Origin of the sequence: Eubacterium uniforme (assembly GCF_900167115.1) — a bacterium.
GTDB classification, from domain to species: Bacteria; Bacillota; Clostridia; order Lachnospirales; family Lachnospiraceae; genus Eubacterium_S; species Eubacterium_S uniforme.
In genome coordinates, this window is sequence record NZ_FUXZ01000016.1 from 1 (window position 1) to 24,754 (window position 24,754).

The window sequence follows — 24,754 nt, forward strand, 5'->3', positions numbered from 1 at the left end:
ATGGAGCTTTGCTTCGCATGAACAGAAGCATACAATCTGAGGGAACATTTGGTGTTATCAAGTGGGACAGATCTTATAAAAGGCTGTTCAGAAGAGGCTTAGAAAACGTAAATTTAGAGTTAACCCTGATTGCTTGTGCTTTTAACCTTTATAAATATCACAATAAACGAAATAGATTGAAGATGATTGCATGATATCAGGTAACTGAATAGATTAAAAAAGCTCTTATTAACATAGGGCTTATTAAAGTGCCTCTAAAATCAACAATTATAATAATTATACATAGAGAAACAGAACTGCATTGGCCATTGCCAATGCAGTTCTGCTATTTAGAAACTTTTTTTACAGTCCCTTTTTGATGTTAAATAATAAGCGGAGACGGTGGGATTCGAACCCACGTGCCTGACGGCAACACGATTTCGAGTCGCGCTCGTTATGACCACTTCGATACATCTCCGAATGAATGAAAAGGGGGCGATTACAAGGTTTTTGCCACCTTCGAAAAACAATTATACCAAGTTTTCTTAAAACTGACAACTACTATAATATTTTTATTTAATATGATATAATCTATTTGATTTGTTTTGTAACGAAAATAAAGGTTAAGAGTTTATATAATATAAGACATGAAAAATAGTAAACGTAAAAAAATTATTTTTGTTGCAACAGTTTAACGAAAAAAACACACTTATATATAGAAGGACATAAAAAGTTACGTAACAAGGAGTATATAATGAAGTTTAGCGTAGATAATGTTATTTTAGCAAAGCAAGGGAATAAGGAAGCATTTGCTAATTTATATGAGGAAGTTAATAAGGATTTATACAGAATAGCATGTTATACACTTGCTAATGTAGAAGATGCAAAGGATGCTGTTAGTGAAACAGCCATAGCTGCTTTTCTTGGAATTAAAAGTCTAAGAGATCCAGAGAGATTTGGAACTTGGATTATGAAGATTCTTTCTAATAAGTGTAAATCGAAAATAAGAGAATATGCATATAATAATACAGTTACTCTTGAAAACATTCCAGAGGTTGAAGCGATTTCTAGAGATTTAGAGTTAAGTGTTGACCTTTTGAGTGCATTAGCTACACTTGATTACGAAACAAAGATGATAGTTCTTCTAACTGTTTTTTCTGGATATAAAAGTTCGGAAATTGGTCATATATTTGGACTTGGTGGTTCCACAGTAAGATCTAGATATAGACGAGCAACTAAGAAACTTTCAAAAATACTTGAAGGCAATAGTTAAGCAGAAAGGGTGTTTAAAATGAGTAAATCGAAATTTGAAAAAGATATATTACAAGATAGTGAAAAAATACAAATACCTGAAGAATTAAATAAAGAAAATATGATGGCTAGAATTGAAAAAGCCAAGAAAACAGATGCTAGTATTGATGAAGGAGCCATCGCTGATAGATACATTGATATTGGAAAGAAGCAGATTAAGAGATTTCATAAGAATGTATTTAAGGCAGTTTCTTTGGCAGCCTGCTTTATGTTCTGTGCGGTTGCAATTAATCAAAATCAGGTTAAACAGGTTTCAGAGCCGGTTGAAGGTGAAAGAGCGGATAATTATCGTCAAATTTATAATAAACTTTGTGATATCAAAGAGACATATTATGATAGAAACTATGTTGAAGGAGGATTTTGGTCAGATTTCTTTAACATAGGTGGTTCTTATAAATATAGATCGGTTGCACAATCAAATAGTGCAAGTGCGGCTGCTAAATCTCCAACAGAGGGGGACTTAGATGTTGCTTATAGTGAGTCAGAGAATACTGGAGCAGCAGAAGATTATTCTAAGACAAATGTTAGAACAGAAGATGTTGATGAAGGAGATTTGGTAAAAACTGACGGAAATTATATTTACTGTTTGGAAGTTAATCATGTTTTAAAAAATACTTCTAAATATAAATATAGAATGAATGGGGCTATTTCAGATGACTTAACGTCAAGACCTGAAGTTGAAGCTGAAGCTGAAGCAGAACTTAAGAAAGGAACTGTTAGACCAGTTACAGAAACGGAGAGTCAGACAGAAACAGAAAGTCAGACAGAAACAGAAAGTCAGACAGAAACAGAATCTCAGACAGAAACAGAATCTCAGACAGAAACTGAGTCTCAGACTGAGACAGAAAGTCAGACTGAAACAGAAAGCCAGACTGAAACAGAAAGCCAGACAGAAACGGAATCTCAGACTGAAACTGAGTCAGAAACAGAGCCAGAAGAACCTAAGGAAAAAGAGGTTCATGATGATAGTGCAGATTATATAAAAATCATTAAAGCTGATGGTGAAAACACAAAGGTTATTTCAGAAGTTAATGTTTCAAAGGTTGTACCAGATAAAGCTTATAATTATGTATTTAAAGAAATGTATGTTGATGATGATAAGTTATATTTAGTATGTGATGTTACTTTTGAAGATACTAAGGTTAGCTCAAATGATGAATTTTATGATTTCTTACATTTTTATAATAAAACATATATTTATACATTTGATATAAGTGATGTTGAAGATGTAGAACTTGATAGTGAAGTTAATCAGGAAGGTTCATACATGACTTCAAGATTAGTTGGTGGATATATTTATTCATTTACTTATAAAACACTTTATGATTTCACAGAGGAAAGATGTGTTCCTAGAGTAAATGATAATTATGTTCAGCCACAGAATGTATACATTTCAGAATATGTTGATAGTACATCTTATGTTGTTGTATCATCTATTGATACAAATAAGCCTGAAAAGATTAAAAAATCAATTGCACTTTTAGCTGATTATGCAGACTTTTATGTAAGTAAAAATAATATTTATATTTTAGAAGATTCATATGAAGAAGATGATGCAGCTAATAAAACAGTTGGATTTAAGAATACACATATTACTAAAGTAAATTATAACAAAGGTAAGATTAAAGTAGTTGCTGAAAAAGCATATAAGGGTAGCGTTAAAAATTCAGATAGTATTGATGAATATGATGGAAGTTTAAGAGTTGTTCTTTCATATGATGATATTATTAGTCATAAGAGAATTGGTAGCGATACATATAATTTTACTAAGCGTGAAAGAGATAATGTATTAATTATTCTTGATGAAAAATTAAATCAGCTAGGAAAGTATGCAGGTATTGCACCAGATGAACAAGTTAAGTCAGTTAGATTTTTAGGTAAGATAGCTTATGTTGTAACATTTAGAAATACTGATCCATTATTTGCTTTTGATTTATCAGATAAGAAACATCCTAAATTATTAGGAGCATTAGAAGTACCAGGTTACTCAGATTATTTATATTCCTGGGATAAAAAACATCTTATTGGTATAGGTGTAGATATTGATGAGTTCGGTTACTCCAGAGGAAAAATCTCTATGTTTGATGTTTCAGATCCACTTCATATGGAAGAAGTGCATAAGTATGTTATTCCAAATTGTGATTGGTCACAATATAATACAGCTTATAAATCATTATTATTAGATAAAGAAAAGAACATTATTGGTGTTGCTTCAAGAAGACAAAATTATAATACTAGATATACTTATTCACATGTTTATAGTTTTTATAAATATGATGATGTAGATGGATTTACACTTTTAATGGATAATGATTTTACATATGATCCTAATGTTGATAGAAGTTTAGAAACTAATAATTCGACTTATGAAACATATGTAGGTGATGTTATTGATAATGAGCGTATTAATGATTTTAATAATGTTAGAGGAATGTATATAGGAAGTAATGCTTATGTTATTGTTCCAAATAGTAAGGTAGAGGTATATAGTTTAAATTCATTTGAAAAACTAGCACAGATATCAACTGAGTATTTGACTGATGAAGAGTTAGAATCGATTAAGGAAGCTGAAACTGAAACAGAAACTGAGACAGAATCAGAGACTGAGACAGAAACTAAAAAGAAGAAATCAAAGAGAAAAAGATCAAGACGTCAAAGTGAAACTTCATTAGAAGATTTAATAGGACCAACAGTGGAAATTAGTGAATAATTATAAACATCGACCCAAGTTTTTTGGGTCGGTGTTTTTTTGATATAAATAGTATTTTTTTGTTAAATTTTAAACAAAAATTAATTTAATAAGGTTTATTGTAACAAAAGTGTCATAATTAAGTAATAATACAGTAAATACAGAAAAAATTAAATTGTTTTTTATTGACTTTAAAAAAAGAATTGCTATAATCAATATGGACTTTTGGAAAGTCTTAGTTTATTGGAAAGATTGATATATGGAGGAATGGAGACATGAAAAAGTTTCTAAAGGTGACAGGAATAGTGGTCATTACAGCTTTAGGAGTAGTTGCTGTTGGAGCAGGCGTTTATGGTAACAAAAAAACAATTAAGTCATATGATAGAGTAAAAGCATTTGTTGCCAATGAAGAAGACAAAGCTCAAAAGGAATTAGAAAAAGAACAGGACTTTGAAAACGTTGAAGTGAATGATGCTTTAGTAATTGTTTCAACAAAGAATATTGTGGATGCATATAAATCTAATGATGATAAAGATTTAAAAGATGATGAAAAACAAATATTAGAAGAAGCTAAAAAGATTTATGATGCAATTATTAAATCGGATATGTCAGATTATGATAGAGAAAAAGCAATATATGATTGGATGTATGATAATACATTTAAGATTGATGGTAGTAATGTACCAGAAACAGAAGAAGATACGGATACTCTTCTAGGTGCATTTAAGAGTAAAATTCTTAATGAAAAAAATTCTGCAATGATGTTTAGACTTTTAGCTAACATGGCAGATTTAGAGTGTATGGTTGCACATGATGATGATAATACTTCAGTATGGAATATTTGTAAGTTGGATGATAAATGTTGGTATAGTGTTAACATCTTTTCAGATTTAGAATCTAGTAAATATTGGAATTTCAATACTGGTAAGGAAGAGAATGATTATGGAATGATTGCAACTAAAGATTTTCCAGAAATAAACGGTTCAAAATATGTTTATTCAATCATTAATTCTATTAAAATAGATAATCCGGATGATATGATCAAGAAATTAAAAGAATCAGTTGATTCAAAGAAAAATTTTGATTATACATTTGCTGTAAAAAGTGATAATCAAAAGAATGTTGATCTAGCTAGATATATTAATGAAGGTGTATCTTATAGAATTACAAATGATAGCATGGATTTATATACACCAACAAAAGAGTTTTCTAAAGATGATTATATATACTTTAGAATAGCATTTTATCAGAATCAAGAATTTGATGTTAGTAAGTTAAAGATTGATTTAGATAAGATTGATAAAGATCTAGATGATAGATTTGGTTTAAGTGAACAGTATTAGGAATAATCATTAGGAGGAAAGGCATGAATAAAATTTTGAAAATTGGTGCTGCAATATTTGCCATTGCTGTATGCGGCATTATTATAGAAACAGGCATTGTTAATAGTAATTATGCAAAGAAGGTTACAGATAGTGTTGATAAATATGAAAAGAAGATTGCAGAAATAGAGAAGTCTCTAGAAAATGATAAGAAAAAAGATGACAATGAAGATCAAGAGAATGTACTAATTGCTAATGAGTATCAAATTAAGGATACTACAAAAATCTCAGATGCATATAAAAATGGAAATGACGAAGGTTTAGATGATAATGAGAAAGAAACACTTAAATTAGCATCTGATATTTTAAAAGATATTATCAAGGATGATATGTCAGATTTTGATAAAGAAAAAGAAATTTATAAATGGATTATTAATAATGTTCCACATGGTTCAGGAACAGCAGAAGAAGTTGCGACACCACTTGGTGTAATGAAAGGGAAAAAAGCAGTTTGTGTAGGATATGCAACAACATTTAGATTACTAGCAAACATGGTTGGAATTGAATGTAAGGTTATGCATGATACAGGGCTTGGACATTCTTGGGATTTGTGTAAATTAGAAGACGATTGGTATATTACAGATTGTTATATGGATGCAGAAGGTGCACCATATGCATCTTTTAATATGACAGATAGACAGGCAAGAGAAGGACATGATTGGGATTCAAGATTATTTCCAAAAGCAGAGGGTACAAAGTATTCATATGCTATTATGAATGCGAAAAATGTAGATGATGCGTTAAAGATATCAAAAAAAATAGCTAAGGAAAACAATAAAGAGGATAATATTTTTTATCTCTCTTATGTAGTAAAGCAGAACGATAAAAAAAATACATATAAAACAAATTATATATTAACAGGTATTCAAAGTCGTATGGGATATGAAAGTGCAGAAATATCATCATTTAAATTTGGAGATAGTACTTATTTTATTTTCGCAAAGAAAAAGCCATATGATGAAGGAATGGATGGAAATCAAACGGATACTACTTTTGATGCAGAAAAATATGATAAAATCTTAGATAAGAATTTTGGTAAGGTAGAGTCTTACGATGATACAGATTCTTATGATGGAGCAGTTGGTTGATTTTGATTGTTGAAAGGAAAGATAATGAAAAAGAGTATTGTAAAAAAAGGTTTAGTTATAGCATTAGCATTAACTACTGTTTTGTCAGTATGTTCATGTGGTAAGAAAAAAGAAGAAGTGTCAGAAGATAAGGGTAAGTATACTTCTACTGAGGTTTTAGAACAGGTTCTTGGTGGAATTGCGGATTTACCAGAAATGGTAACTATTAAATCAGGTGATACTAATGCTGAAAACAAGTTTGAACAGATTTGCGATTTAGAATTAGATAAGGTTGAAGACTTTGCATTTACTAATGCAAAAGAAAATACTAAAATTGCGGATGAAATATGTATCTTAAGAATGAAATCTAAAAGTGATATGGCTATAGCTAAGAAGTCATTAGAAGATAGAATTGATCAGAGAAAGGGTGTGTTTAACACTTATGATCCAGAACAGGTTCCAAAGTTAGATAAGGCTGTTATTGATGTGAAAGGAAATTACATTATGTTAATAGTTAGCGACCAGGCTTCAAATGGCAAATACGAATTTAATAAATTCTTAGGTGAATAATAAAGGAGTTAATAATGGTATTCAGTAGTATTCCGTTTTTATTTTATTTTTTACCATTATTCCTTATGATATATTTCATAGTTCCTAAAAAATGTAAGAATGCGGTTCTTCTCATCTTTAGTTTGATATTCTATGGATGGGGAGAACCTGTTTATATATCATTATTAATCATATCATCAGTCATTGACTTTATTAATGGCTTGATGATTGAGAAGTTTAAGGGAAAAAGAAGTAAACAGAGGATATTTTTGGTTGTGTCAGTAGTGATGAATGTATCGCTACTAGCAATATTTAAATATGCAGATTTATTTATTGGAACATTTAATAATATAACAGGAAGTGAAGTTGCATTAACTAATTTAGCACTTCCAATTGGAATTAGTTTCTTTACATTCCAAACTATGAGTTATAGTATTGATGTTTATCTTGGAAATATTAATACAGAACATAATTTCTTAAATTACATGACTTATGTATCTATGTTTCCACAACTTATAGCAGGTCCAATAGTTAGATATGCACAGGTTTCAATTGAATTAAAGAGTAGAAAGGTTACAAGAGATAAATTCGTTTCAGGTTTTATCAGATTTGGAATGGGGTTGTTTAAAAAAGTATTAATAGCAAATCAAATTGGTATGCTTTGGGATGATAGTCTTGCAAGAGTATCAGATTTAAGTATGCTTGGTGCATGGCTTGGTATTGTAGCATTTGCTCTTCAGATTTATTTTGATTTTTCAGGATATAGTGATATGGCAATTGGTATGGGACTTATGATTGGATTTAAGTATCCAGAAAACTTTAATTATCCATACATTGCATCTTCAATTACGGATTTCTGGAGAAGATGGCACATGACTTTATCAGAGTGGTTTAAGCTTTATGTTTACATCCCACTCGGTGGTAATAGATGCGGCAAGGCAAGAGCCATATTTAACCTTATGGTTGTATGGACACTAACTGGATTTTGGCATGGTGCATCTTGGAACTTTATGCTTTGGGGATTCTATTTTGCGGTGCTTCTTGTTTTAGAAAAGTATGTATTAGCAAATGTTATCAAAAAGATTCCAAAGATATTTATGCACTTTATTACAATAATCTTAATTTTAATCTCATGGGTATTATTTGCTGTAGAAGATTTTGATAAGATGATTACATACTTTAAGCATATGTTTAATCCGGCATATGGATTAACAGATAATTTCTTTAAATATAACATAAGAAATTATATGACAGTAATTATAATTGGAATGATTTTATCAACACCAATGTACAGATTATTTAGAGATAAAGTTAAAGGACTTAGAATTGTAAAAGGATTAGTTTTTATAACATTATTCATCGTAACAATAAGTTTTATGGTAAGAAATACATATAATCCATTTTTATATTTTAGATTTTAAAGAGGTTAAAGATGACAAAAAAGAAGAGGATATTACAAGCAATTAAATATGTGTCTGAATTTGCTAAGAGATTTACAGTTTATATTGTAGTCATACTTATTGTTTTGGCATCTGCTCTTGAAATGGGACTTAGTAAAGAAAAATATTCGGAAAGCGAAAACAGATACTTAGCGCAATTCCCTGAATTTAGTTTTGAAACTCTTAAGAATGGAAAGTTTACTAAAGGACTTGAAGATTATTTATGTGATCATTTTCCGTTAAGAGATGATTTTATGAAGTTGTATGCCAAGGTGCAAAAGTTAGAAGGCAAAGAAGAGATAAATGGTGTATACGTTTGTAAGGATAACTATTATATCGAGAAACCAAAGCCTTATGAAAACATGGATAAATTTGTAAGACATGTAAATGGCTTAGCAAGTACGTACGAAAATTGCAATGTAAATTTAATGCTTGTACCAACGGCAATAACGATATATAAAGATAAGTTGCCAAAGAATGCAGATGGTGGCTGTCAGTTAGAAGAGATAGAGAAAGTAAAAGAGAAGTTAGATTCTAAAGTCAATTTTATTGATGTAAGTGAAACTCTAAAAAAGGGAGCAGAAGAAGGCACGGTATTTTATAAGACAGATCATCACTGGACTACACTTGGTGCATACGATGCATTTAAAAAGTATTGTTCAGATTTAGGACTTGCTGAACATCCAATTGATGAATATACATTAACAGAGGTTAGTAAGGACTTTTATGGAACAATTAGTTCTAAAGTTAATGATAAAGACTTAAAACCAGATAAAATGGTAAGTTTTACAAAGAAGAATACTTTAGACATTAATTATCAAAATGCAACTGGACATGTTTTATACAATGAAGGTTATTTAAAAAGAAGAGATAAGTATTCATTTTTCCTTAACAACATTAATGATAAGATTGTAATTAAAAATAAAAAGATTAAGGAAGATAGAAAGGGAAAAAGCTTATTAGTATATAAGGATAGTTACGCTAACTGCTTTATTCCATTTTTAGTAGATGAATATGAAACAATCATTGTATTAGATACAAGATATTATATGAACGGTGGCGAAGAACTAGTAGAAGACTACGGAGTAACAGACATTTTAGTATTATATAACATGAATACAGTTGACACAGACACAGGTGTTAGTGGAATTTATTAAAGTTATTTAAACACCCCATCTCCCAAGGAGGTTATATCTTCTAGCTGGGACCATAAGGGGTCTCTACACTTAGTAAGTAAGAGATGTTTGTTTATAAATACGATTAAGACGCAATAACGCGAAGCGTTATAATATAAAACAGAGGAGATGATTGAGCATTTATGCTTATAATCATCTCCTCTGTTTTATATTAGAATACTTGTATTCTGCGGCTTAATTGTAGATATAACAATACAAGCATCTTTTACGAACTTAGTGTGGCTAGGGCACCCTTGATGTGCGAGAGCAGTGTCCAAGATAGACGATATACCTTCGGGGGGTGGGGTGTTTAAATAAGTTATATTATAAATTTACAATTCACCTATTTTGTGGTATGATATTCGAGTACGATTTTCAGAATTTTTAAATAGTACTTAAAAGAAGTTAAGTAGAAGAATGGAGGAAAAGTCTATGGGAATGACGATGACTCAGAAGATTCTTGCAGCGCATGCAGGACTTCCTAGTGTTGAAGCAGGACAATTAATTGAAGCTAATTTAGACCTTGTATTAGGTAACGACGTTACAGCTCCTGTTGCAATTGGTGTACTTGAAGGTATGAATGTGGATGGAGTGTTTGATAAAGACAAAATCGCACTTGTTCCTGACCATTTCACACCTAATAAGGACATTAAGTCAGCACAGCTTTGTAAATGCGTGAGAGAATTTGCTAATGAGAATGATATCACTAATTATTTTGAAATTGGTGAAGTAGGTATTGAACATGCACTTTTGCCTGAAAAAGGTATTGTTGTTGCAGGTGATGTTGTAATTGGGGCAGACTCACATACATGTACTTACGGTGCACTTGGTGCTTTTTCAACAGGCGTAGGTAGTACAGATATGGCAGCAGGCATGGCAACAGGCCAGGCTTGGTTTAAGGTTCCATCAGCAATTAAGTTCGAACTTACTGGAAAGCCAGCTAAGTGGGTTAGCGGTAAAGATATTATTCTACATATCATCGGCATGATTGGTGTAGACGGAGCTTTATATAAATCAATGGAATTCGTTGGTGATGGTATTAAATACCTTTCAATGGATGACAGATTTTCAATGGCTAACATGGCTATTGAAGCAGGTGGAAAGAACGGTATTTTCCCAGTTGATGAAAAAACTATTGAATACATGAAGGAACATTCAGTTAGAGAGTTTAAGGTTTATGAACCTGATGAGGATGCAGTATATGATGAAACATATACAATTGACTTATCCACATTAAAGCCAACAGTTGCATTCCCACATCTCCCAGAGAATACAAAGACTATCGATGAGGTTCCAGAAATCAAGATTGATCAGGTTGTAATCGGTTCTTGTACAAATGGTCGTATTGAGGATATGAGAATTGCAGCTAAAATCTTAGAAGGAAGAAAGGTTGCAAAGGGAGTAAGAGTTATTGTTATTCCAGCAACTCAGGATATTTACCTTAAGTGCGTTGAAGAAGGATTAACTTCAACATTCATTAAGGCTGGAGCAGTATTCTCAGTTCCAACTTGTGGACCATGTTTAGGTGGACACATGGGTATTTTAGCAGATGGTGAAAAAGCTGTTTCAACAACTAACAGAAACTTCGTTGGTCGTATGGGACATGTTACATCAGAAATCTATCTTGCATCTCCAGCAGTTGCAGCAGCATCAGCAGTTACAGGTAAGATTTCTAGCCCAGAGGAACTAGGTTTATAAAACGAACCAGTTAACATAAAATTGTTTATGATGAATATTAGCAAATGCATTGATTTGTTTATTATTCATTTAGAAAGGATAGATATGAAAGCAGAAGGCAAAGTATTTAAATATGGCGATAATGTAGATACAGACGTTATCATTCCTGCAAGATATCTTAATGTTCCTGATGCAGAAGAACTTGCAAAACATTGTATGGAAGATATCGATAAGGATTTTGTAAATAAAGTTAATAAAGGCGACATTATTGTTGCCGATAAGAATTTTGGTTGTGGTTCATCAAGAGAGCATGCGCCAATCGCTATTAAGGCAGCTGGTGTAAGTTGTGTTATTGCTGAAACATTTGCTAGAATTTTCTATAGAAATGCTATTAACATTGGACTTCCAATTATTGAATGTGCAGAAGCTTCAAAGGGTATTGAAGCTGGCGATGAAGTAGAAGTTGATTTTGATAGCGGAGTAATAACTAATAAGACAAAGGGCACATCATTTAAGGGACAGCCATTCCCACCATTTATGCAGAATATCATTTCAGCAGGTGGTTTGGTAAATTACATTAATAACAAGAAAAATTAATTTATAAGTTAAGGAGTCGTTTATGAGTACACTTTATAAAAGTACAAGAAGTGATAGTAAAACTTTCACAGCTAGTGAAGCAATTTTAAAAGGTCTTGCAGATGATGGTGGCTTATTTGTGCCTACATCAATACCTGCATTAGATGTTAGTATTGAAGAATTATCAAAGATGGATTACAAGGAAGTAGCATATAATGTTATGAAGAACTTCCTTTCAGATTTTACAGAAGAAGAATTAAAGGATTGTATCAATAAAGCATATGATAGTAAGTTTGATACAGAGGAGATTGCACCTTTGGTAGAAGTTGAAGGCGCATACTACCTTGAGTTATTCCATGGAAGCACAATTGCTTTTAAGGATATGGCTTTATCAATACTTCCACATCTTCTTACAACATCAGCTAAAAAGAACAACATCAATAATGAAATTGTTATTTTAACAGCTACATCAGGTGATACTGGTAAGGCTGCAATGGCAGGATTTGCTGATGTTCCTGGTACAAGAATTATTGTATTTTACCCAGCTGGTGGTGTTAGTTCAATTCAGGAAAAACAGATGGTTACACAGAAGGGTGATAACACATATGTTGTTTCAATTAATGGTAACTTCGATGAAGCACAAAGTGGTGTAAAAGCTATATTTGGTGATAAGGAACTTGCTAAGGAAATGGCTGATAAGGGATTCCAGTTCTCATCAGCTAATTCAATCAACATTGGTAGATTAGTTCCTCAGATTGCATACTATGTATATGCATATGCTAAGCTTTTCGCAGAAGGAAAAGTAGCTAAAGATGAAAAGATTAATGTTGTAGTTCCAACTGGTAACTTTGGTAATATCTTAGCAGCATTCTATGCTAAGAACATGGGACTTCCAATTGATAAATTAATCTGTGCATCTAACGATAATAAAGTATTATATGATTTCTTTGAAACAGGTGTTTATGATAAGAATAGAGAATTCATGCTTACAATTTCTCCATCAATGGACATTCTTATTTCAAGTAACTTAGAAAGACTTATCTATAGAATCGCTGGTAATAGTTATGAAAAGAATGCTGCATTAATGGAAGATTTAAAGACAAAGGGTAAATATGAAATCACACCTGAGATGAAGGCTGAACTTAAGGACTTCTATGGTAACTATGCTTCAGAAGCAGAACTTTCAAAGACAATTAAGGATACATATGAAAGCTGTGGTTATATTATGGATACACATACTGCAGTTGCTGCTACAGTATATGATAAATATAAGAAGGCTACAGGTGATAACAAGACAACAGTTATTGCATCAACAGCAAGCCCATTTAAGTTTACAAGATCAGTTATGAACGCAATTGATCCAAAGTATGATGAAAAGGGTGATTTTGAATTAGTTGATGAACTTAGTCGTATTGGTAACGTAGCAGTTCCTAATGCAATTGAGGAAATCAGAAATGCAGATGTTCGTCATAATAACAACTGTGATGTTGATGGCATGAAGGATATCGTTAAAAAGTTTTTAGGTATTTAAGAGGGGATTCCTGCTTAGTCAGGATAATATAAAACTATATAACGGGAAACCGTGGAAATTGGAGGAGCAAGATGAAAATTACTAAATCAGAATTCGGTAAGACTAAGGATGGAAAAGTAGCTTACCTATATGAAATTACAAATAGCAAAAACGCTAAATTAACAGTTACAAACTATGGCGCAATTATGGTTAACATTATTGTACCTGATAAGGATGGTAATTTTGCAGATGTATTACTTGGCTATGATAAGCTTGAGGATTATTTTGAAAATCCAAGTGCACATGGTGCAGTAGTAGGTAGAAATGCTAACCGTATTGAAAAAGCACAGTTTGTACTTAATGGTGAAGTTATAAAAATGGAAGTTAATGACAATGATAACAACTTACATAGTGGATCAAACTCATACTTCTATAGATTATATGATGAAGTTGCTGTAAATGAAGCTGAAGGTTTCGTTACATTTAGACTTTTAAGCCCAGATGGAGACCAGAATCTTCCAGGTAATCTTACATTTGATGTAACATATAAGTTTACAGAGGATAATGAAGTAGTTATTAACTATAAGGCTGTATCTGATAAGGATACAATCATTAATCCAACAAATCATTCATACTTTAACTTAAATGGTCATAACAGTGGATGTGCACTTGATCACATCATTTGGGTTGATGCTGATAAATTTACTGTTGCTGATGAACATGCTATTCCACATGGTGAAGAAAGAGATGTAACAGGAACAGTATTTGATTTTAGAACTCCAAAGAGTGCTAGAGAAGGCAATAAGTCAACAGATATGCAGATTGCATCTGCTAGCGGTTATGATAGAAACTTCGTACTTAATAATCCAACACTTGATAAGCCTATCGCTAGAATTGAAGGTGATAAGTCAGGTAGGGTAATGGAAATTTTCACTACACTTCCAGGACTTCAGTTCTATGCTGGAAACTTCATTGGACTTAACGAAGTATCAAAGGATGGTTATATTTACAAGGGCAATGATGGACTTGCATTTGAAAGTCAGTATGCACCTAATGCAGTTAACCTTCCACAGTTCCCACAGCCATTTTATAAAGCTGGTGAGGAATATAATTCAACTACAATTTATAAGTTTAGCGCAAAGTAAATTCTTATAATAAATATATAAATACACGCAGGTTAATCCCTGCGTGTATTTTAAACTATGTGAGAAAGGTAAAAATTCCATGCATAAAGTGAGTATATACATATTCTAGCACGGACCATAAAGGGTCTCTACACTTAGTGAGCATCGATATTTATCGAATGCGAACTTAGTGTGGCTAGGGGCACCCTTGATGTGCGAGAGCAGAGTCCGGGATAGACTATGTATATATCCACTTAAATGCATGGAATTATGAAAAATATGACAGAGATTAAATATAGTGATGCTGATAACTTCGATTTTTTAGGTATGTTATCTAGAATGAGATATATAAATAGATGGGGACTTATGAGAAATACCATTAATGAGAATATCGCTGAACATAGTTTGGATGTTGCATTTATTGCGCATGCACTTAGTGTAATTAGTAATGTGTATTTTAATGGTAATATAGATATTGAACATGTAACAATGCTTGCAATGTATCATGATACATCAGAGATTATTACGGGAGATTTACCTACACCAATTAAGTATTATGCGCCTGATATAAAGAAGGCATATAAAGATGTAGAAAATGTTGCAATTGAAAAACTCTTATCTGAGCTTCCAGAGGAGATGAGAGATTATTATAAAAACATTTTGCATGTTGAAAATAATAGTTATGAGGAACGTAGAATAGTTAAGGCTGCTGATAAGATTTCAGCTTTGGTTAAGTGTATGGAAGAGATAAGCATGGGTAACCATGACTTTGATAGTGCTAAGGAAACACTTGAAAATACTATTAAAAAGATGGAGATGGAAGAAGTTGATTTCTTTATGGAGCATTTTCTTCCAGCTTATAATAAAACACTTGATGAACAATCAAAATTATAGGATTGTTTACATGTAGAGATTAGAAAAAGGAATTATTCTAGCATGGGAAAGAAAGTATTTATAGCAGAAAAGCCTAGTGTGGCGAATGAATTTGCTAAGGCATTAAAATTAAATACAAAAAAACATGATGGATATTTAGAATCGGATGAAGCGATAGTAACCTGGTGTGTTGGTCATCTTGTAAGACTTAGTTATCCTGAAGTTTATAATGAAAGCCTAAAGAGGTGGTCACTTGATACTATTCCATTTATGCCTAAGGAATATAAGTATGAGGTTATAGATGGGGTTAAGAAGCAGTTTAACATTGTTAAGGGACTTCTTACTAGGGATGATGTCGATACTATATATATTTGTACTGACTCAGGACGTGAAGGAGAATATATTTATAGACTTGTTGATCAGGAAGCTAAAGTTGGTGCTGATAAACAAAGAAAAAGAGTTTGGATTGATTCACAGACAGAGGAAGAAATCATTAGAGGAATTAAGGAAGCTAAGGATTGGAAAGAGTATGATAAACTTTCAGATAGTGCATATTTACGTGCCAAAGAAGATTATCTTATGGGCATAAATTTTTCAAGAGTATTATCACTTAAGTATGGTAATAGTATTGCAAACTTCCTTAATGAAAAGTATGCAGTTGTTTCTGTGGGAAGAGTTATGACCTGTGTTCTTGGAATGATTGTTAAAAGAGAACGAGAAATAAGAGAATTTGTTAAGACTCCATTTTATCGAATAATTGCTAAGTGTGGAAGTGAAGATGGTTTTGAGATGGAATGGAAAGTTAATGAAAAATCTTTCTATGCAGGACTTCCAGTTTTATATAAGGATAATGGATTCTTAGAAGAAGCGGAGGCTAAACGATTTATTGAAGCTTTAAAGAAAAATGATCCGCTTGAAATGACAGTTAGTGAAATTTCAAAAAAGACTGAAAAGAAGAATCCACCGCTCTTATATAACTTAGCAGAAGCGCAGAATGACTGTTCTAAGATATTTAAAATTGCACCAAATGATACTCTTAAGGTTATTCAGGAATTATATGAGAAAAAATTAGTAACCTATCCAAGAACTGATGCCAGAGTTTTATCTACGGCAGTTGCTAAGGAAATTACTAAAAATTTAAATGGTCTTAAGAATAACAAGGCATATGGAGGATATGCGAGTAAAATACTAGGGAGTGGCGCATATAAAGGTCTTGAAAAGACTAAGTATGTTAATGATAAACAGATAACAGATCATTATGCTATTATTCCAACAGGTGTTAATTCAAATAGTCTTACACCTGGTAGTTTACAAGAAGGTGTGTATAACCTAATTGTTAAAAGATTTCTTAGTATTTTTTATCCTGCAGCAGTATATAAGAAAATTAATATAACTGGGTGCATGGAGTGCGATAGAAGTTTATTAAAGGATGGTGAAACACCAGACAATATGAGTAGTGAAGTATTTAGCACTTCTGTAAAGGTTTTAGAATCGCCTGGATATTTGGAAATAGCTGGTATGCCAAATGATGATAAAGAAGGTGGACAGGATATGTTTTCCTTATTGAATGGTATACGAAAAAATGATAAAATAAATATTGCTGATATATATGAAAAGATGGGAGAAACTTCTCCACCTAAAAGATATAATTCAGGTTCGCTTATACTTGCCATGGAGAATGCAGGTCAACTTATTGAAGATGAAGAACTTCGTGAGCAGATTAAGGGTAGTGGTATTGGAACAAGCGCGACAAGGGCTGAAATAATAGATAAGCTTATTAGAAATAAGTATATCTCACTTAATAAAAAGACTCAGATTATTTCACCCAAATTAATGGGTGAGATGATTTATGATGTAGTATCAGCATCGATTAATCAGTTACTTAATCCAGAACTTACAGCCAGTTGGGAAAAAGGCCTTACAATGGTTGCACAAGGAGAGATAAGTGCGGAAGAGTATATGCAAAAGTTAGAAGGATTTGTTGAGAGAAGAACTAATTATGTTAAGGGAGTTAACAATCAGTCAAAGCTTAGAGCATATTATCAGAGAGCAGCGGCTAATTATAAATAGTCGCTTTTGAGTGAAAATTTACCAAGAATAAGGAGGACATAATATGTGCGGTATAGTAGGATATGCAGGTGATAGAGAGTGTGTAGAAGTTTTACTTGATTCACTTTCAAAGTTAGAATATAGAGGATATGATTCTGCAGGTATTGCTGTATTTGAAAAAGGTAAAATTGTTGTTGAAAAAACACAAGGTAAGTTAAGTAATTTAAGGGATAAACTCAATGAAAGAGAAAAAATAGATGGACATTGTGGTATTGGACATACAAGATGGGCTACTCATGGAGAACCATCAGATATTAATTCACATCCACATGGAAGTAAGAGAGTTTCAATTGTACATAATGGTATTATTGAAAATTATAAGGAGATTAAGAAGTTTTTAATTAGCAAGGGTTATACATTTGTTAGTGAAACAGATACTGAAACAGTAGCAAAGTTAATTGATTATCATTATAATGGCGATCCTGTTGATGCTATTATTAAAACATTAGCTGATGTTAGAGGTGCATATGCACTTGGTATTATTTTTAAGGATTATCCAGAAACTATTTATGCAGTAAGAAAAGATAGCCCATTAATTATTGGTACAGGTGATGGTGAAAACTTCATTGCATCTGATGTTCCAGCAATTTTAAAATATACAAATAAGTATTATTTATTAGAGGAGAATGAAATTGCTACAATTAAATCAGACAGAGTAGAATTTTGCGATACTCATAAACAAAGTATTGTAAAAGAAGTATTAACATCTGAATTTGATTTAGAGGCTGCTGAAAAGGGTGGATATGAGCACTTCATGCTTAAAGAAATTCATGAACAGCCAGAAGCAGTTAAGACTACAATTACACCTAGAATTGTTAATGGTATGCCTGATTTATCAGAGTGTGGTCTTACTGATGATATGTTAAAATCATTCAGAAAGATTTTTATTGTAGCATGTGGTACAGCGATGCATGCAGGTTTAGTTGGTAAGTATGTTATTGAAAAACTTGCAAGAATTGAAGTTACAGTTGATATTGCATCAGAATTTAGATATAGAGATCCCATTATTGGAAAAGATGACCTTGTAATTGTTATTTCACAGTCTGGTGAAACAGCTGATACAAAGGCAGCACTTCATTTAGCGAAAGATAGAGGCGCTAAGGTTTTAGGAATTGTTAATGTTAAGGGGTCATCAATTGCAAGAGAATCTGACATGGTTTTATATACACATGCAGGTCCTGAAATTTCAGTTGCTTCAACTAAGGCATTTGCTGTGCAGATGTCAGTAATGTATCTTTTAGCATTTAAGCTTGCTTATGTTAGAGGAACAATTGATGAAACTGAATGTAAGAGATTAACAGGAGTTTTAGCATCAATTCCTAATGAAATTGAAAAAGCTATGGCATGTGATGAAAAGTGTAAATTCATTGGTTCAAAACTTGTTATTTCACCAAGTCTCTTATATATTGGTAGAGGCCTTGATTATGCGCTTAGTATGGAAGGTTCACTTAAACTTAAGGAAATATCATATATTCATTCAGAAAGTTATGCAGCAGGCGAACTTAAGCATGGTACAATTTCTCTTATTGAGGAAGGCGTACCAGTAATTTGTGTTGCTACACAGAGTGAATTATTAGAAAAAACAATTAGTAATGTATCTGAAGTTAAGGCTAGAGGAGCATATACAATAGTAGTTGGAAAAGAAGGTTCAGGAATCGAAGATAAGGAAGATAAGGATAAGAATACAAAACTTATCGATGATTTGATTACTGTTCCTAATCTTGAAGATATTATTATGCCAATGGTTACTATTGTACCATTACAGCTTTTGGCATATTATACAACAGTTAGCAAGGGATTTGATGTTGATAAGCCAAGAAACCTTGCAAAATCTGTAACTGTGGAGTAAAATATAATTACTTTCGATAATTTATCGAAACTTTTTTGCACATTGAAAAATTTTATTATGGGGAAGAGAAATTTGTAACATGTGGTATAAATTTTAATAAGGTAAAAAAGAATGGGAGAATAGTATGATTAAAATTAAAGACATGTACTCACTAGATGAGACAATCGCAGCAGATCTTTTTAAGGATAAGGATTATCCGTGGGAAGTGCTTAAAAGTATTGGAGAGTTTATTGTTAGTTTAGGCGAAAAGTTATCACCAGATGAATATGATAAAAGAGGTGATAATGTTTGGATTGCAAAAGATGCTAAAGTGTTTGATTCAGCTTATATTAATGGTCCATGTATTATTGATCATGAGGCAGAAGTTAGACAGTGTGCATTTATTAGAGGCAATGCAATAGTAGGAAAGAATTGTGTGGTTGGAAACTCAACTGAACTTAAGAATGTTGTTTTATTTAATAACGTTCAGGTTCCACATTATAATTATGTTGGAGATTCAGTCCTTGGTTTCAAATCACATATGGGTGCTGGTTCAATTACATCTAATGTTAAAAGTGATAAAACACTTGTAACAGTAAAATGTGGTGACGAAAAGATAGAAACTGGACTTAAAAAGTTCGGTGCTATGTTAGGTGATCACGTTGAAGTAGGATGTAATAGTGTACTTAATCCAGGAACAGTTGTAGGTTCTAATAGTAATATTTATCCGCTTTCAATGGTTAGAGGAGTTGTTCCTTCTGATAGCATTTACAAGAAAGCAGATGACATTGTTAGAAAAGAAAATTAAGAAAACAACATAGTTTAAGAAACGCGTTTTGGGTAAGAACGCTTATGATTAAAGAGCATTTTTTGACTTGAAAAAAATGCTCTTTTGTATTATAATTATGTTAACAGAAATCCTGGGATGTACGCGAACCTGTTAATTTGAACCTACATTTTTACATAAGGGATTCCTATATTGATACTTTGATGTCAAGCCTTATAGAGTGTTTCTGGTAGGCAGAGATGTTATTTGCGGAAACCCACCTAGCCTTGCTAGGACTCAAAAGCAGGAACGGCATTTCGGGGCATATAAAAAACAAGCAACGGTAGTTGCTTGTTTTTTGTGTAGATAGTTAGTATTATTTTGATACTAACTATTTATTTTTGTATTAATATCGGTATTGATATTGGTATTAATATTGGTATTAATATTAGTATTTTTATCAGTATTTATATCAGTATTAGTATTAGTTTCAGTAATACTATTAGAATCAGTATTAAAATCAATATTAGTATTAGATTCTATTTCTTTAAATATATTATCTTCGTTAGTTAATGAACTTATATCAACAACTTCAGTGCCGTCTTTTAGAATTGATTTTAATCGCCTGTTAGCTTCTTCAATTTCATCAACTCTCTGTTCATCCTTCATTGTAGATAAGTGATCGACAATTTGTTTTTCTTTTGCTTTTTGTTTTTTCTTTCTGGCACGTTTGATGCTAGAAAGAAGTAAAATCTTTTTACAATAAACATTTATTTCAGCACCTATAAATAATATATACATAAGTGCGTATACCCAAAGCATTACAAGAATGATTGTAGTCATACTTCCATATATAGCTGAAAAACCAGCAAATTTTTCAATATAAATTGAAAAGAAATATGAGAAGAATATCCAACCAGCGCTTGCAAATAGAGCTCCAGGTACATTATCCAAAAAACCGAACACCTTACTTCTTACAATGGCATATACTAATATGAAAAATATAGTAAGAATGAAAAAACTTATAATTGATGTTGTTGATAATACATTAACAACAAAATAACCAAACTTTGGGAAATTATCAATCACAGTTGTTGCGATGGTTGTTCCAAATACCAAAACAACAAGTACTAGCACAAATATAAAAACAAAGAGTACAGTATATATTATGGACATAAATCTTAGAAAGAACCAATTCTTATTTTGATTATGATGGTATATTTCGTTAAGTCCAACTAATATGGCCATAATACCTTTAGATGCAGCCCAAACTGTACCTATGGCTGTTATAGAAATAACGGCACTATTAGCGGTTTTATATACTTCTTTTATAAGATGAATTAATGTGGGTTTAAAGTAATTAGGTACTATTTGTAAAAGAAGATCTTGTAATTCTGCTTGAGTTACAGATGTATATTTTACAAGGGTAAGTACAAGCATGGCAAGCGGAAATAAAGATAGTAGCATAAAAAGTGAAGCCTGCGATGCATATGTGCCCACGTGATCCTTGGTGAATCGATTGCTTATATTACCAGGGATTCGTAATATCCTTTTTATCATATTATTCATACAATATTCTCCAACAAATAAAAACGTTTAGGTTCACATAACATTATATCATTTTTAGGGTTAAAAATGTACTATTTAGTATAAAAATTTGTAGATGTTTTTATATGAAAATAATACTTTTTATGGTATATTTAAATTGGAAACGTATTAATGTGTATTTGTGAGTTTTTTATAGTGAATACATACGTTTATAAAGAAAAATAATAGGTATGGAGGTTTTAACATGAAGATTTTTAAATGTACAAAGTGTAAGAATATGATTACATATTTAGAAAAGGCAGCTTGTGATGTTGTGTGTTGTGGAGAGACTATGGTTGAAATAGAACCTAATACTTCTGATGGTGCAGGAGAAAAGCATGTACCTGTTGTTGAAGTTGATGGATGTAAAGTGACAGTAAAGGTTGGAGAAGTTGCACATCCTATGATGGAAGAACACTTTATAGAATGGATAGCTATAGAAACTAAAAATGGAAGACAGAGAAAGACATTTAAACCTGGAGAAGAACCAGTTGCAACATTTTATATTGCAAAAGATGATGAGGTTATTGCAGCGTATGAATATTGTAACTTACATGGTTTTTGGAAAAAATAATAAAAATTAGAATTTGGTTTATAAGGAATTATATAAAGGTATGGAATAATAAAAAAGAAAAAAGGAGGAAGATATGGAAAAGAAAACGAGAATAGTATTTTTTTCAGCTAAGAGTATAATAACAATATTTTTAATAGCTGTAATATGCGTGGGTGGAAGTTTTATTAATAAAAAAATCCACGGAAAACATCTATTTGGATTTCTCGATAATATTGTTGGAAAAGATGGAGTTGTTAATGTTGAAGAAACAACTGCGACACTTACTGATGTGATAAAGAGAAGTCAGTTATATACTGTGGAGTATCCATATAATGGATATTGTCCTGTGGTTGATAGAGATGCAGGCGGGGACATAGTTTATTACGTATGTTATGAGGGAAAAGTAAAGGCTGGAATAGACGTAAATAAAATAGATGTAAAGGTTACAAAGGATGGTAAGGAAGTAATAGTAAACCTTCCTAAAGTAGATATTGAAGAACCTACAGTGAATGAATCCACACTTGAATTTTTATTCTATGATGATTCATATAATAATCATTTTGCATATACTGTTGGCCATGAGGCTGCAGTTAATGATTTAAAGAAGAAAATAGAAGAAAAAGGTGACATTGAATCTACAGCAACAGAATCGGCTAAGGATATAGTCAGAGCTATGGTTCAGGCTTGGATTGATGCAGATGGTAGTGATATTAAGCTTACCGTAAATGGCTATGGGGAGGTGAAATAATCATGAAGAGAGTATTAGTATTTATGATGGTGTCACTTCTTACAGTTAGTATGTTATCAGGATGTGGTAAAAAGAAGAAAGAGATTTCCATTGGAGATAAGGAGCCTACAATTGAAAGTATTAGAAATCTATGCGAATTAGCAACTCTTAAATGTAAATTTAATAATGTTGCAAAAGCTAAAAAGACTGATGGCTCAGGTATTAATTCTTTATTAAAAGAGAATAGAGAATTCTGGGTTGATTACGTAGGTGTGGTTGAAATTTCCTATAATTTAAATGACGTTAAGATGGAAATTGAAAAAAATAATGTAAAGATTACACTTCCTGAATGTCAGATTAATACAAGTATTGATCCAAAATCATGGACAGATGATTCTTATGTTAGCGATAAGGATAATGGATTTAAAAAGAATAGAATTAAAACAGAAGATGTAAAGAAAGCAATTGATGCAGCTCAGGAAAATATGGATAAGGAAGTTAGAAATAATGAAACTCTTATTAATAGTGCAAGAAAAAGAGCTAAAGACATTATAGAAAGTTACATTGAGCAGATGAATAAGATTTCTGGTAAAAACTACGAGGTTACATTTTTAGAACTAAAACCTGATAAAGAAGAATCAAAATAATTTTTACAAATATTAATTATAGAGATATTAGTATTGAGAATAACTCATTTTACTAATATCTCTTTTAATATGTTTTAATATAAACTACATAAATATCTTTTGACAAACATCCCATTTATTTTTTTTACAAATGATATAACTATTAATAACAGGTGGCTCAAGGTCTATTAGTTTAACTTGCCTTAGAGTTTTATCCTTTATGTATGGTTTTGCCATGTCATGTGGTAGGAATGTATAACATTCACCAAGAAGAATAAACGGAATAATCTTTGAACAGTCATCAATTTCAAGAGAGAATTGGTGATACTTTGGGAATAGGTTTCTTATGAACTGTCCTACATTTTGAAGTGCGAAATTACACATAAGATAATTTACTTCAATTAGTTCATCAAGTTTAATTCCATTTTTGAAATTCTTATTATTATAGTCTGTAACTAGAATCATCTTATCCTGTCTAAATATTTCGCAGTGAAAAGCCTGCTTGTTAATTGGAATATAAGTAAATAATACATCATAGATGTTATCAAGCATTTGCTCAATAAGATGACTTGATAAACCTATGGTGATTTTAAGGGAATCATTAGGATTCTTTTTTTTATGCTTTAAAATGATAGGCGCAAGATGACCTTCGTATATTGAGTCCGAACTTGCAATTCTTAAGTGGTTCTCGTATTTAACTTGTGAATTAATCTCGGATAAATATGTATCAGTAAGGTGTAAAACCTTATCGGCGTATTCATAGAATTGTTCTCCAGTTGTTGTAAGTTCAACACTTCTGTTAGTTCTAACAAATAGTGGATTTCCAAGTTCTTTTTCTAATTCATTAATTCTATTAGTAACAGTCGATTGTGCTATAAACAACTGTGATGCAGTTCTTGTAAAATTTTTATTATCTGCAAGTGTTATAAAAGTCTTAATACTTTCTATATCCATATTTTAATCCTTTCTTATTGTCATATAAACAAAAATTATATACACATATATATTATCTATCTGAGACACTGCTCTCGCACAGTGCGGGCTACCCCTAGCCACACTAAGTTCGAAAGTTATTGTTTTTACATAATTGATATTTTATTTGTATAATGATTACTTAATAATCGAATTATTCGATTATTATTATTCGAATTATTCATTTTACATATAATGTAACATATGATAAAAATATAATCAAGATAAACGAAAA

The 24,754-nt window shown here is 31.6% G+C and carries 21 protein-coding genes, 1 tRNA gene and 1 other RNA gene; 20 read left to right on the forward strand and 3 right to left on the reverse strand.

Annotation, left to right across the window (positions count from 1 at the left end):
- On the forward strand, positions 1-194 hold a 194-nt coding region (locus tag B5D16_RS11010; protein WP_200803993.1), incomplete at its 5' end, for a transposase.
- Between the two features lie 179 nt (positions 195-373).
- On the opposite strand, the gene B5D16_RS11015 is transcribed toward B5D16_RS11010, so the two are convergent.
- Positions 374-457 (reverse strand) — tRNA-Ser (locus tag B5D16_RS11015).
- Between the two features lie 276 nt (positions 458-733).
- On the opposite strand from B5D16_RS11015, the gene B5D16_RS11020 reads away from it, so the two are divergent.
- The 16 genes from B5D16_RS11020 to ssrS all read left to right on the forward strand — a co-directional run bounded on the left by B5D16_RS11020 (position 734) and on the right by ssrS (position 20,382).
- Positions 734-1,252, forward strand: coding sequence for an RNA polymerase sigma factor (locus tag B5D16_RS11020; protein ID WP_078767045.1), 519 nt, complete (start codon positions 734-736; stop codon positions 1,250-1,252).
- Positions 1,253-1,270: 18 nt separating this feature from the next.
- Positions 1,271-4,000 carry a beta-propeller domain-containing protein gene (locus B5D16_RS11025; RefSeq protein ID WP_078767046.1) on the forward strand — a complete coding sequence of 910 codons (2,730 nt, stop codon included), beginning with the start codon at positions 1,271-1,273 and terminating at the stop codon, positions 3,998-4,000.
- 254 nt (positions 4,001-4,254) lie between these two features.
- Positions 4,255-5,322, forward strand: coding sequence for a hypothetical protein (locus tag B5D16_RS11030; RefSeq protein ID WP_078767047.1), 1,068 nt, complete (start codon positions 4,255-4,257; stop codon positions 5,320-5,322).
- Between the two features lie 23 nt (positions 5,323-5,345).
- A complete protein-coding gene (locus B5D16_RS11035) occupies positions 5,346-6,449 on the forward strand; it encodes a transglutaminase-like domain-containing protein (RefSeq protein WP_078767048.1) in 1,104 nt (367 codons plus the stop codon).
- Positions 6,450-6,473: 24 nt separating this feature from the next.
- A complete protein-coding gene (locus B5D16_RS11040; RefSeq protein WP_078767049.1) occupies positions 6,474-6,998 on the forward strand; it encodes a DUF4358 domain-containing protein in 525 nt (174 codons plus the stop codon).
- Positions 6,999-7,012: 14 nt separating this feature from the next.
- Positions 7,013-8,398: an MBOAT family O-acyltransferase gene (locus B5D16_RS11045; protein ID WP_078767050.1), complete on the forward strand. Its 1,386-nt coding sequence runs from the start codon at positions 7,013-7,015 to the stop codon at positions 8,396-8,398.
- 11 nt (positions 8,399-8,409) lie between these two features.
- On the forward strand, positions 8,410-9,573 hold the full coding sequence (locus B5D16_RS11050) for a DHHW family protein (RefSeq protein WP_078767051.1): 1,164 nt from the start codon (positions 8,410-8,412) through the stop codon (positions 9,571-9,573).
- Positions 9,574-10,023: 450 nt separating this feature from the next.
- Complete coding sequence (gene leuC, locus B5D16_RS11055) at positions 10,024-11,289, forward strand: 3-isopropylmalate dehydratase large subunit (protein WP_078767052.1); 1,266 nt, start codon at positions 10,024-10,026, stop codon at positions 11,287-11,289.
- A gap of 84 nt (positions 11,290-11,373) precedes the next feature.
- A complete protein-coding gene (gene leuD / locus B5D16_RS11060; protein WP_078767053.1) occupies positions 11,374-11,865 on the forward strand; it encodes a 3-isopropylmalate dehydratase small subunit in 492 nt (163 codons plus the stop codon).
- 22 nt (positions 11,866-11,887) lie between these two features.
- On the forward strand, positions 11,888-13,375 hold the full coding sequence (gene thrC / locus B5D16_RS11065; RefSeq protein WP_078767054.1) for a threonine synthase: 1,488 nt from the start codon (positions 11,888-11,890) through the stop codon (positions 13,373-13,375).
- Between the two features lie 71 nt (positions 13,376-13,446).
- On the forward strand, positions 13,447-14,499 hold the full coding sequence (locus B5D16_RS11070; RefSeq protein WP_078767055.1) for an aldose epimerase family protein: 1,053 nt from the start codon (positions 13,447-13,449) through the stop codon (positions 14,497-14,499).
- Positions 14,500-14,748: 249 nt separating this feature from the next.
- A complete protein-coding gene (gene yfbR / locus B5D16_RS11075; protein ID WP_200803994.1) occupies positions 14,749-15,372 on the forward strand; it encodes a 5'-deoxynucleotidase in 624 nt (207 codons plus the stop codon).
- Between the two features lie 42 nt (positions 15,373-15,414).
- Positions 15,415-17,421 (forward strand): DNA topoisomerase, encoded by a 2,007-nt coding sequence (locus tag B5D16_RS11080; RefSeq protein ID WP_078767057.1) that lies wholly within the window; start codon positions 15,415-15,417, stop codon positions 17,419-17,421.
- A gap of 43 nt (positions 17,422-17,464) precedes the next feature.
- A complete protein-coding gene (gene glmS, locus B5D16_RS11085; protein ID WP_078767058.1) occupies positions 17,465-19,309 on the forward strand; it encodes a glutamine--fructose-6-phosphate transaminase (isomerizing) in 1,845 nt (614 codons plus the stop codon).
- A gap of 124 nt (positions 19,310-19,433) precedes the next feature.
- A complete protein-coding gene (locus B5D16_RS11090) occupies positions 19,434-20,096 on the forward strand; it encodes an acyltransferase (RefSeq protein ID WP_078767059.1) in 663 nt (220 codons plus the stop codon).
- 106 nt (positions 20,097-20,202) lie between these two features.
- Positions 20,203-20,382: non-coding RNA, 6S RNA (gene ssrS / locus B5D16_RS11095), on the forward strand.
- Between the two features lie 59 nt (positions 20,383-20,441).
- Here ssrS and B5D16_RS11100 read toward each other — a convergent pair.
- Positions 20,442-21,623, reverse strand: a complete 1,182-nt coding sequence (locus B5D16_RS11100; RefSeq protein WP_078767060.1) for a YihY/virulence factor BrkB family protein — start codon at positions 21,621-21,623, stop codon at positions 20,442-20,444.
- A gap of 223 nt (positions 21,624-21,846) precedes the next feature.
- Here B5D16_RS11100 and B5D16_RS11105 point away from each other — a divergent pair, with 223 nt between their 5' ends.
- The 3 genes from B5D16_RS11105 (at position 21,847) to B5D16_RS11115 (ending at position 23,568) form a co-directional block, all read left to right on the forward strand.
- A complete protein-coding gene (locus B5D16_RS11105) occupies positions 21,847-22,215 on the forward strand; it encodes a desulfoferrodoxin family protein (protein WP_078767061.1) in 369 nt (122 codons plus the stop codon).
- A gap of 73 nt (positions 22,216-22,288) precedes the next feature.
- Positions 22,289-22,942 (forward strand): DUF4230 domain-containing protein, encoded by a 654-nt coding sequence (locus B5D16_RS11110; RefSeq protein ID WP_078767062.1) that lies wholly within the window; start codon positions 22,289-22,291, stop codon positions 22,940-22,942.
- A 2-nt stretch (positions 22,943-22,944) separates the two neighbouring features.
- The gene (locus tag B5D16_RS11115; RefSeq protein WP_078767063.1) at positions 22,945-23,568 is read left to right on the forward strand and encodes a DUF4230 domain-containing protein; all 624 of its coding nucleotides are present in this window, start codon (positions 22,945-22,947) and stop codon (positions 23,566-23,568) included.
- An 84-nt stretch (positions 23,569-23,652) separates the two neighbouring features.
- Here the strand turns inward: B5D16_RS11115 and B5D16_RS11120 are convergent, their stop codons facing one another.
- Complete coding sequence (locus B5D16_RS11120) at positions 23,653-24,501, reverse strand: LysR family transcriptional regulator (RefSeq protein WP_078767064.1); 849 nt, start codon at positions 24,499-24,501, stop codon at positions 23,653-23,655.
- Positions 24,502-24,754: the final 253 nt, after the last annotated feature.